Origin of the sequence: Romboutsia sp., from assembly GCF_035470145.1 — a bacterium.
Classification (GTDB): domain Bacteria; phylum Bacillota; class Clostridia; order Peptostreptococcales; family Peptostreptococcaceae; genus Romboutsia_D.
Genome location: NZ_DATIRC010000162.1, coordinates 1 through 11,215, shown reverse-complemented (window position 1 = coordinate 11,215; position 11,215 = coordinate 1). Strand labels below are relative to the sequence as shown.

At 30.3% G+C, this 11,215-nt stretch carries 12 protein-coding genes and 1 riboswitch; of the genes, 11 read left to right on the top strand and 1 reads right to left on the bottom strand.

Annotated elements, in window-relative coordinates; translation table 11 throughout:
* The 11 genes from VLM92_RS06370 to fsa form a co-directional block, all read left to right on the top strand.
* Positions 1–690, top strand: a 690-nt coding sequence (locus VLM92_RS06370; protein WP_325275509.1) for a glycine/sarcosine/betaine reductase component B subunit, incomplete at its 5' end; no start/stop codon positions are given.
* 68 nt (positions 691–758) lie between these two features.
* Complete coding sequence (grdA, locus tag VLM92_RS06365; protein ID WP_325275508.1) at positions 759–1,238, top strand: glycine/sarcosine/betaine reductase complex selenoprotein A; 480 nt, start codon at positions 759–761, stop codon at positions 1,236–1,238.
* Positions 1,239–1,262: 24 nt separating this feature from the next.
* Positions 1,263–2,612 carry a glycine reductase complex selenoprotein B gene (gene grdB, locus VLM92_RS06360; RefSeq protein ID WP_325275507.1) on the top strand — a complete coding sequence of 450 codons (1,350 nt, stop codon included), beginning with the start codon at positions 1,263–1,265 and terminating at the stop codon, positions 2,610–2,612.
* A gap of 192 nt (positions 2,613–2,804) precedes the next feature.
* Positions 2,805–4,337 (top strand): glycine/sarcosine/betaine reductase complex component C subunit beta, encoded by a 1,533-nt coding sequence (gene grdC, locus VLM92_RS06355; protein WP_325275506.1) that lies wholly within the window; start codon positions 2,805–2,807, stop codon positions 4,335–4,337.
* A gap of 12 nt (positions 4,338–4,349) precedes the next feature.
* Positions 4,350–5,492 (top strand): glycine/sarcosine/betaine reductase complex component C subunit alpha, encoded by a 1,143-nt coding sequence (grdD, locus tag VLM92_RS06350; RefSeq protein ID WP_325275505.1) that lies wholly within the window; start codon positions 4,350–4,352, stop codon positions 5,490–5,492.
* 126 nt (positions 5,493–5,618) lie between these two features.
* Positions 5,619–5,990, top strand: coding sequence for a GntR family transcriptional regulator (locus VLM92_RS06345; protein WP_325275504.1), 372 nt, complete (start codon positions 5,619–5,621; stop codon positions 5,988–5,990).
* Complete coding sequence (locus VLM92_RS06340) at positions 5,987–6,685, top strand: ABC transporter ATP-binding protein (protein WP_325275503.1); 699 nt, start codon at positions 5,987–5,989, stop codon at positions 6,683–6,685. Before VLM92_RS06345 ends, VLM92_RS06340 begins: the two co-directional genes overlap by 4 nt.
* A complete protein-coding gene (locus VLM92_RS06335; RefSeq protein ID WP_325275502.1) occupies positions 6,679–7,455 on the top strand; it encodes an ABC transporter permease in 777 nt (258 codons plus the stop codon). The genes VLM92_RS06340 and VLM92_RS06335 overlap by 7 nt, the downstream gene beginning before the upstream one ends.
* A 103-nt stretch (positions 7,456–7,558) precedes the next feature.
* Positions 7,559–8,035, top strand: a complete 477-nt coding sequence (locus VLM92_RS06330) for a hypothetical protein (RefSeq protein WP_325275501.1) — start codon at positions 7,559–7,561, stop codon at positions 8,033–8,035.
* Positions 8,025–8,126: riboswitch (purine riboswitch) on the top strand. Its footprint overlaps the gene before it by 11 nt.
* Before the next feature lie 114 nt (positions 8,127–8,240).
* A complete protein-coding gene (locus VLM92_RS06325) occupies positions 8,241–8,813 on the top strand; it encodes a xanthine phosphoribosyltransferase (protein WP_325275500.1) in 573 nt (190 codons plus the stop codon).
* A 280-nt stretch (positions 8,814–9,093) separates the two neighbouring features.
* Positions 9,094–9,744 carry a fructose-6-phosphate aldolase gene (fsa, locus tag VLM92_RS06320; protein WP_325275499.1) on the top strand — a complete coding sequence of 217 codons (651 nt, stop codon included), beginning with the start codon at positions 9,094–9,096 and terminating at the stop codon, positions 9,742–9,744.
* Between the two features lie 79 nt (positions 9,745–9,823).
* Here the strand turns inward: fsa and VLM92_RS06315 are convergent, their stop codons facing one another.
* Positions 9,824–11,167 (bottom strand): dicarboxylate/amino acid:cation symporter, encoded by a 1,344-nt coding sequence (locus tag VLM92_RS06315; RefSeq protein WP_325275498.1) that lies wholly within the window; start codon positions 11,165–11,167, stop codon positions 9,824–9,826.
* Between the last annotated feature and the right edge of the window lie 48 nt (positions 11,168–11,215).

Genomic DNA, 11,215 nt, shown 5'->3' with positions numbered 1-11,215 from the left:
GTATATATGCTTCAAACTCAAGGTTTACTTCATGATACATATGTATATGGTGTGGATGCAAAACAAATAGTACCAACATTACTTTACCCAACAGAACTTATGGATGGAGCTATAGTAAGTGGTAACTGTGTTTCTGCATGTGATAAAAACCCTTCTTATGTTCATGTAAACAATTCTGTAGTAGAAGATTTATGTGAGCAACATGGTAAAGATATAAACTTTGTAGGAGTAATTGCAACTAATGAAAACGTATACCTGGCAGATAAAGAAAGATCTTCTAACTGGACTGCTAAGTTATGTAAGTACTTAGGATTAGATGCAGTTATAATTTCTCAAGAAGGATTTGGAAACCCAGATACTGACCTTATAATGAACTGTAAAAAGATAGAAATGGAAGATATAAAAACAGTTATAGTAACAGATGAATATGCAGGACGTGATGGTGGTTCTCAATCACTTGCAGATGCTGATGTTAGAGCTAATGCTGTTGTTACAGGTGGAAATGCAAATGAAGTAGTAGTACTTCCTAAGATGGATAAAGTTATAGGTCATGTAGAAGTAGTAGATGTTATAGCAGGAGGATTTGCTGGAAGCTTAAGAGAAGATGGAAGCATAGAAGCAGAGATACAAGTTATAACTGGTGCTACAAATGAAACAGGATTTGGAAGATTATCTGCAACTACTTATTAATTATAAATAAATGTTAGAGTATGATAATTTTAAAAATAAATTGAAGAGTAATGAAAAGGGGGATAATTATGAGCGTACTTGCTAATAAAAAGGTCCTTATAATAGGTGACCGTGATGGTATACCAGGACCTGCTATAGAAGAATGTGTTAAAACAGTAGAAGGAGCAGAAGTAATATTTTCTTCAACTGAATGTTTTGTCTGAACGGCTGCAGGGGCTATGGACTTAGAAAACCAAAAGAGAGTTAAAGAAGCTTGTGAAAAACACGGAGCAGAAAATCTTGTGGTTTTACTAGGTGCATCTGAAGCTGAAGCTGCAGGTCTTGCAGCTGAAACAGTAACTGCTGGGGATCCAACATTCGCTGGACCACTTGCTGGAGTTGAATTAGGTCTTAGAGTTTATCATGTTGTTGAAGAAGAAATGAAGCAAGAATTTGATGATTCTGTATATGATGAACAAATAAGTATGATGGAAATGGTATTGGAAGTTGATGAAATAGTAGACGAAATGTCTAGTATAAGAGAGCAATTCTGTAAGTTTAATGCTTAATTAAACACAAAAGGGGTGAAATGTATGGAAAAACTAAGAGTAGTTCATTATATAAATCAGTTCTTTGCTGGAATTGGTGGAGAAGAAAAAGCTGATACTAAGCCACATGTGGCTGAAACGTTACCTCCAATAAGTATGCAACTAAACAAGTTATTAGGAGATGACATGGAAATAGTTGCTACAGTAGTATGTGGGGATACTTACTTCAATGAAAACTTAGAAAGTGCAAGTAATGAAGTATTAGAAATGATAAAAGGATTTAATCCACAATTTTTCATAGCAGGTCCTGCTTTTAATGCTGGTAGATACGGAGTTGCAGCAGGAGCTATAACTAAAGTGGTAAAAGAAAATTTAAATATACCATGCTTTACTGGAATGTACATAGAAAACCCAGGTGCAGATATGTTTAAAAAAGATGTTTATATAATAGAAACATCAGATTCAGCAGCGGGTATGAGAAAAGCTCTTCCTAAGATGGCTAAGTTTGCACAAAAACTAGCTAAAGGAGAAAAAATAGGTTCTCCAGCTGAAGAAGGGTACATTCAAAGAGGTCTTAGAGTTAACTTCTTCCATGAAGAAAGAGGTTCAAGAAGAGCCGTTGATATGTTACTTAAGAAAATTAAAGGTGAAGAATTTGTTACTGAATATCCAATGCCAGTATTTGATAGAGTTGAACCAAGCCCTGCTTTAAAAGACTTATCAAATGCAAAAATAGCATTAGTTACTTCAGGTGGGATTGTTCCAAAAGGAAATCCTGATAGAATAGAATCTTCTTCTGCATCTAAGTATGGAGAATATTCATTAGAAGGATTTGAAAATTTAACTGAACAAACTCATGAAACTGCACATGGTGGATATGATCCAGTATATGCTAACTTAGATTCAGATAGAGTTTTACCTGTAGATGTATTAAGAGATATGGTAAAAGAAGGAGTTATAGGGCAGTTACATGAAATGTTCTATACAACTACTGGTAACGGAACAGCTGTTGCAAGTGCAAAAGCTTACGCTAATGAAATAGGAAATAAGTTAAAAGAAGCAAATGTAGATGCTGTTATCTTAACATCTACATGAGGTACTTGTACTCGTTGCGGTGCAACGATGGTAAAAGAAATAGAAAGCGTTACTGGAGTACCTGTAGTTCATATGTGTACAGTAGTGCCTATATCATTAACAGTTGGAGCTAACAGAATAGTTCCAACTATAGCAATACCTCATCCACTTGGAAATCCAGCTCTTGATGCTAATGAAGAAAAAGTATTAAGAAGAGGTTTAGTAGAAAAAGCACTAGTTGCTTTAACTACAGAAGTAGAAGAGCAAACAGTATTTGAAAATCCAGATACATCAATATTAAAGTCTAAATCTATGGCATAAATTATATAGTTTTAATTAACTAAATAATTTAATTAAAATAGATTTAAACTAAATACATTTTATAAATAGATGGGCTGTTTAGTCCATCTATTTGTGAAAATATATAAAAAAATTACCACCAGCACCTCTTTAAGTATTATGGTGTTGGATATGTATGTTAAAAATTCATATAAAATTTATTGGGGGTGCGTTATGTCTTATCCAGTTTTAAAAGGTGCAAGTTATGTACTTATTCATACACCAGATATGATAGTACAAAATGGAAGTACTTGTAATGTTGAAAGAGCTACTAATCCAGATTCAGATTTTTTAAAGGAAATAAATAATCATATAAGAAGTTATGATGATGTAGTTAACTACATGCCAAATCAAGTATACATAGGAAATAATAGACCAGAAGAATTAAAGAACTTATCTATGCCTTGGTGTAATGAGAATACCGAAGGAAATAGACTTGGAAAATTAGGGGAGATAATGCCTCAAGATGAGTTTATAGCTTTAATGCAAATGTGTGATGCGTTTGATTTAGTAAAATTAAGTGAAGAGCTTGTAAATGTAGTAAAACCTAAAATTGAAAATAACTATCCTGAACTTGCTCCATTTATAGGCAAGCTAAAAGGAGATAATATACAAGAAGGTGTAGAATTAGTTAATAATCATGTTGCAGAGGGATTATATCATGAAGGAAAATTTGTTGGATATATAAAAACAGCTCATGATGTAGATGTTAACTTAAATGCACATACAATGTTTGAAAATTTAGTAGTTAAGGCATCTGGAGTAATATCTGCTATTCATTTATTAAGAAGTAGTAAAATAAATTCAAATGATATAGATTATGTTATAGAATGTTCAGAAGAAGCATGTGGAGATATAAATCAAAGAGGTGGAGGAAACTTTGCTAAAGCTATAGCAGAAATAGCAGGTTTCAATAATGCAACAGGTTCAGATACTAGAGGATTCTGTGCAGCTCCAACTCATGCATTAATTCAAGCTGCTGCACTTGTAAAATCAGGAATATATAAAAATGTAGTAGTAGTAGCAGGTGGAGCTAGTGCAAAACTTGGAATGAATGCTAAAGACCATATTAAAAAAGGTCTTCCAGTTTTAGAAGATGTAGTAGGAGGATTTGCTGTACTTGTATCGGAAAATGATGGAGTAAACCCAATAATTAGAACTGATTTAGTAGGGAAGCATAATGTTGGGACAGGTTCTTCTCCTCAAGCAGTTATGACAGCTCTTATAACTTCAGGACTTGATAGAGCAAATTTAAAAATAACAGATGTAGATGTATTCTCTGTTGAAATGCAAAATCCAGATATAACAAAACCAGCAGGAGCAGGAGATGTACCAGAAGCTAACTATAAGATGATAGGTGCATTAGCTGTTAAGCGTGGAGATATGGAAAAGAAAGATCTAAAAGATTTTGTGGCTAATAAAGGACTTCCTGGATGGGCTCCAACTCAAGGGCACATACCATCAGGAGTTCCATATGTAGGATTTGCAATAGATGACTTAACAACTGGAGATAAAAATAGGGCCATGATAGTTGGAAAAGGAAGTTTATTCTTAGGAAGAATGACTAACTTATTTGACGGGGTATCATTTATAGTAGAAAGAAATAATGGAGTTAGTGAAGAAACTAATGGTGTATCTAAGGAAGAAATAAAGAAAATAATGGCTGAGTCTCTAAGAAAACTAGCATTAGATATGATAGAAGAATAGGGGGAATTTAATATGGCTAAAAAGATAATAGCACAAACTCTCCTAGAAGTCGCTGATGCAATAGAAAGCGGAGAATTTGGAAAAAAAATAAAAATAGGATTAACTACACTTGGAAGTGAACATGGAGTAGATAATTTGGTAAATGGAGCACATTTAGCAAATTCTAATTTATTTGATATAGTTTTAATTGGACCTAAGGTAGATACTGACCTTGAGGTTGTGGAAGTAAACTGTGAAAAAGAAATGCATGAAAAAATGGAAGAATTATTAGATAACGGTTACATAGATGCGGCCGTAACTATGCATTATAATTTTCCAATAGGAGTATCTACAGTTGGTAGAGTAATAACACCAGGAAAAGGAAAAGAAATGATATTAGCAACAACAACAGGAACTAGTGCAACTAATAGAATAGAAGCTATGGTTAGAAATGCTATATATGGAGTTGCAACTGCTAAGAGTATAGGAATAAGAAATCCTAAGGTTGGTATACTTAACGTTGATGGTGCTAGACAAGTTGAAAAATGTTTAAAGGAATTAAAAGATAATGGATATGATATAGAATTTGCTGATTCTATAAGAGCAGATGGTGGATGTGTAATGAGAGGTAATGACTTATTAGCAGGCGCACCAGACGTAATGGTTAGTGATACTTTAAGTGGAAACATATTTATGAAGATGTTTTCTTCATTTACAACAGGTGGTGACTATGAATCTAGTGGATATGGGTATGGACCTGGAGTAGGTCAAGACTACAATAGAAAAATACTTATATTATCAAGAGCATCGGGAACTCCAGTTGTTGCAAATGCTTTAAAATATGCTTATGATGTAGCAAAGGGTAATGTAAGTGAAGTTTCAAGAAATGAGTTTATAAAGGCTAAAAGTGCTAAGTTTGACGATACTATAGCTAATGTAACTAAAAAAGAAGTTAAAGTTAGTGAAGAAGTTAAAATGCCAGAAAAAGAAGTAGTTACAACTCAAATATCTGGTATAGATATAATGGATTTAGAAGATGCAGTTAAAGAATTATGGAAAAATGGAGTATATGCAGAAAGTGGAATGGGATGCACTGGACCTATCGTTTTAGTAAATGAAACTAAAGGAGAAGTTGCAGTTCAAATACTATTAAAAGCTGGATATACTGCTAAATAGAAAAAATAAGAATTATTACTTCTAATTATTATAGTATTAGGAGTAATAATTTTTTTATTGCTTGACATCAGAATAGAGAAGATATACTATTGTATTAAGTGATTAATACAATAAGGAGATGTTAAAATGACATGGGAATTTGATAATAATAAACCTATATATCTTCAATTGCTAGATATACTCAAATTTAAAATAATATCAGGAGAACTACCTGCTGGGTCTAAACTTAGTTCGGTAAGAGATATGGCAGAAGAAGCAGGTGTAAATCCCAATACCATGCAAAAGGCATTGGTTGAACTTGAAAGAAAAAACCTAGTATATAGCCAAAGGACTAGTGGAAGATTTGTAACTGATGATGAAGAAAAAATAAAATCAATGAGAGAAGAAGTAGCAAATATAGAAATTAAGTCATTAAGTGAAATTTTAGTAAAATTAGGCTATGAAAAAGATGAATTAGTAGAAGTAATTATAAAAAGTTTAGAAGAGGTGAGACAATGAGTAATATAGTGGAGATTAAAAATTTATCTAAAAGCTATGGAAAAAAAGAAATTATAACAAATATGAATTTAGATATACCTAAGGGCAAGATAGTAGGGCTATTAGGACCAAATGGAAGTGGAAAAAGTACTATGATTAAGCTTATAAATGGATTACTTAATCCAAATAGCGGTGAAGTTTTAATAAATGGATTAAATCCATGTGTAGAAACCAAGAATATGATATCATATCTTCCAGAAAGAACATATCTTAATGATTGGATGAAGGTAATTGATATACTTGGATTTTTCGATGATTTTTATGAGGATTTTGACCTTGAAAAAGCTAAAGAAATGATAAAGAGTTTAGATATAAATATAAATGAAAAACTTAAAACTATGTCTAAAGGAACCAAAGAAAAGGTACAGTTGATATTAGTTATGTGCAGAAAAACTAATTTATACATATTAGATGAGCCTATTGGTGGAGTGGATCCAGCTGCTAGGACATATATACTAAAGACTATTATAAAGAATTACTCAGAGGATAGCACATTATTAATTGCTACACATTTGATAAGTGAAATAGAAAATATATGTGATGAAGTGATATTTATATCAAAAGGTAATATCGTATTACAGGGAGATGTAGACGAAATAAGGCAAGAAAAAGGAAAATCTATAGATGCATTATTTAGGGAGGAATTCAAATGTTAGGTAAATTATTAAAATATGAATTAAAATCTACAGCGAGAACTTTTATACCACTTTATATAGCTATACTACTAGTATCTATTGTAAATGGATTTTCTTTAAGTGCAGAGATGTTTAAGATACAAGGATTATCAACTATGTTATTAGTGGGTTTGTTTATTGCATTACTTGTAATTAATATTGTTGTCATAGTACAAAGGTTTAAGAAAAACTTATTAGAAGATGAAGGTTATTTGATGTTTACACTACCAGTAAGTCCTAAAATGCTTGTATTATCTAAATATATAGTGTCAGTGATATGGACAATTTTAAGTGGATTAGTAGCAATGTTAGTATTTATGTTAGTTGCCTTTATATCTAGTAATGGAGATATAAAAATTCTTGAAGTTTTCAATACTTTAACTCAAGCTATGAGGGATTATAATATTTGGTCTGTGTTTTTAAGCATGTTAATATTAATACTATGTGGGTATTCTACATTCATATTTACTATATATACATCACTATCTTTAGGTCAATTACCTATATTTAATAAACACAGAATAGCTGCTTCACTTGTAAGTTTTTTCGTTATAAATTCAATTATATCAACTATCCAAAATAAATTGGCTATGTATATAAATACAAGCGTAGAGATGATTAATATAGATGGAGTTTTGCAGACGACTTCTAATAATGGTTTATTTGCCAATATAGCTTTACAGTTGGTTATATTAGTATGTTTATTTATAGGAACTAGCTATATACTAGAAAATAAATTAAATTTAGAATAGCAAATAATATGATTAAAAATTAAATGAATTATACAACGTAAGGTTATATTTAAGAGTTTATTACACATCCTAAATATATATTAAAGGATAAGGAGTAAGTGTAATGAAAGAATATCTAAAGAAATTTATGACATTAATATGTACTATGATAATTATAATTGGGTTTAGTATACATGAAATACATGCTCTACCATACTATGATTTAAAATTTGAAGAAACAAGTAGTAAAATAGTAAAAGGAGAATATGAAAAACTAGGAGAAAATATCAGTTTAGATAAAGATACAAAAATGACTATTAACATAAAAAAGTCATATGAACCTAAAGTGAGCATAGAACTTAACAAAGATGAAGAAGATGCAATAAGCCAAGTGTACGGAAGTGGATGGAGAAAACAAGTAGTAATAAATAAAAAAGAAGATATAAATGTTAAAGGGAACTTAGGTGTATATGTACAATTAAGACCAGTATATAAAGAAATAAATGGATATTTATTACAAGATTATAATTCATGGAATAAAAAGAAAAAAGTTAAGATACTTATTCCGATAGATGCTGAATATAATTTAAAGACAAATTAATATATTTACCTGTATATTTTTGATGATATGGATCAAATGTATCTACCAAGCTACCGTAAATTGTTTGACTACAGGAGTTTAAAAGGTATATTTGATGGATAGTAGTGTCTTTTTTAAGTATATACTTTTATTTTGATTTATAAACTCCTGTCTAGAAATAGAAAGGAGTTTTTGATGTATACATATAAAATTTGGAGGAATAGAGATGAAATTATTACAAGATAAAATATTAAGTGAAGGACGTGTGCTAGGTAGCGATATATTAAAAGTAGATAATTTTTTAAATCACCAACTAGATATAGCATTTTTAAATGAAATAGGAAAAGAATTTAAAGATAGATTTGCTAATGAAAAGATAGATAAAATACTTACAATAGAAGCATCGGGAATAGCAATAGCATCAATAGCGTCACAACACTTTGGAAATATACCAGTAGTTTTTGCCAAAAAAGTAGAATCTAAAAACCTAGATAAAGACGTATATGAAACTAAAGTATATTCTTTTACAAAGGCTAAAGAATATAGCGTTAAGGTATCCAAAAGATACTTAAATGAAGGTGAGAACATATTAGTTTTAGATGATTTTTTAGCTAATGGAAGAGCAGCATTAGGTCTTAAAGATTTAGTAGACCAAGCTAATGCAAATTTAGTAGGAGTTGGGATAGTAATAGAAAAAGGATTCCAAGAAGGAAGAGAACTTTTAGAAAGTAAAGGAGTTAAGCTAGAGTCATTGGCTATACTTGATTCAATAGAAAATAGAGTTATAAAATTTAGATAGTATTAAACGTTTGTATTAAAAATATAAAAAATATATATAATCTAAAGAAATAAGTTTATTTACATAAAATAGTATTTATATAAATAAACAAAAAGGTTAAATAATAAATTAACATGAAAAGAACAAAATAATGTGATATAGTAATAATCTAAGTTGTTATATTTTATAATGTACGATTATTAGCATATTTAATAACTAAAAGTAAATAATAATAATTGTTAAACATTTATAAATACAATAATTACATAAAATAATAATTACATTTAGGAGGGTTTATAAAATGAGATTTTTTATAGACACAGCAAATATAGAAGAAATAAAAGAAGCTAATGATTTAGGAGTTATATGTGGAGTAACTACAAATCCATCTTTAATAGCTAAAGAAGGAAGAGATTTTATAGAAGTAGTTAAAGAAATTACGGAAATAGTAGATGGACCAATAAGTGCAGAAGTAATAAGTTTAGACCATGAAGGAATGGTAAAAGAAGCTGATAAATTATCACAAATACATAAAAATATAGTTATAAAGCTACCGATGACAGCAGAAGGATTAAAAGCTACTAAGATATTATCTAAAAAAGGTATAAAAACTAATGTAACTTTAATATTCTCTTCAGGGCAAGCTCTTTTAGCTGCTAGAGCAGGAGCTACATATGTAAGTCCATTTGTAGGTAGACTTGATGATATAGGACAAAATGGATTAGAGTTAATAGAAGAAATAGCAGATATATTTAGTGTAAATGCTATAGAAACACAAATAATAGTTGCAAGTGTAAGAAATCCAATACATGTAGCACAAGCTGCTAGAATGGGTGCTGATATAGCTACAGTACCACTTAAAGTTATAAATCAAATGATTAAGCATCCTTTAACTGATAAAGGAATAGAAAACTTTATAAAAGACTGGGAAGGTGCTTCATTAAAGTTATAATAAATAAAGCTGTATATAAAATTAGCAAGCTAATTTTATATACAGCTATTATTATAGATAGAATTAGTAGGAAATATATTTAATCTACTAGCTCATTTAAGTTGTTACAATCTTCATCCTGATGCATATCTTTATTTAATTCACTCTCACTTAGCTTATTTAAGTTATTACAATCTTTACCGTAATACATATCTTTATTGAATTCACCCTCACTATTACTTACAACTAAAGTACAAGCGCAGTCACCCATTACATTAACTGTAGTTCTAGCCATATCCAATAATCTATCAACACCCATTATTAATCCTATACCTTCTAATGGAAGACCAACAGAAGTTAATACCATAGATAAAGTTATCATACCAACTCCAGGCACCCCAGCAGTTCCAACAGAAGCTAATGTAGCAGTCAAAATTATTGTAAGTAATGCATTAATGCCTAAATCTATACCATATAATTGCGATATAAATATACAAGCTACACCTTGCATTATAGCAGTACCATCCATATTAATAGTAGCTCCTAGCGGAAGTGTAAATGAAGCTACTGAGTTATCAACACCTATTTCTTCCATACTTTCAATAGTTAAAGGAAGAGCAGCATTACTTGAAGCTGTAGAGAATGTTACAGCAGCTACACTCGCAAATTTCTTAAAGAATGGCTTTAGTTTAAGGCCAGTAGATAACTTAACCATACTTGCATAAACTACAAATGCTTGTAAAACTAAAGTTAAAGAAACAGCAAACATATACTTAAGTAATGAGAATATAGCATCAAATCCAGTTGTAGCAAATGTATTTGTTATTAAAGCAAATACACCGTATGGAGCTAATAACATTATTATACTAACCATTTTCATACATATTTCATTAGCAGACTCAAATAAATTTTTAATTGGTTCTGCTTTTTTACCAACCATACTAATAGCTATACCAAGTAATAAAGAGAATACTATTATTTGTAGCATCTCACCACTTGCTAAAGACTGAATAGGATTTGCTGGAATCATTCCAAGTACTATGTCAACTAAAGATTTGCTTTCGCCTATAGTAGGTTTTTGAGTTATTAAACTTGACATATCAAGTCCTATACCTGGATTTATTAATTTACCAATTCCAAGAGCTAATGTTATTGCAACTGCAGTAGTGATTAGATAAAAACATAAAGTCTTAATACCAATTCTACCAAGTTTTTTGACATCACCCATAGAAGATGAACCGCACACTAAAGAAACAAATACTAGTGGAACTACAAGCATTTTTATAGCAGTTATAAATCCGCTTCCCATAACTTTTAATATTCCATTTAATAAGATTGTATTTTTGAATGTACTATCTGGCATACCTTTTAATATTAATCCTAGGATTGCCCCTAATAATATTCCTATGAAAATTTTACTTGTAAGGCCTAATTTTTTTTTCATACAAATCACCTCATGCAAATTATTTACTAATATTATATTAATATAATA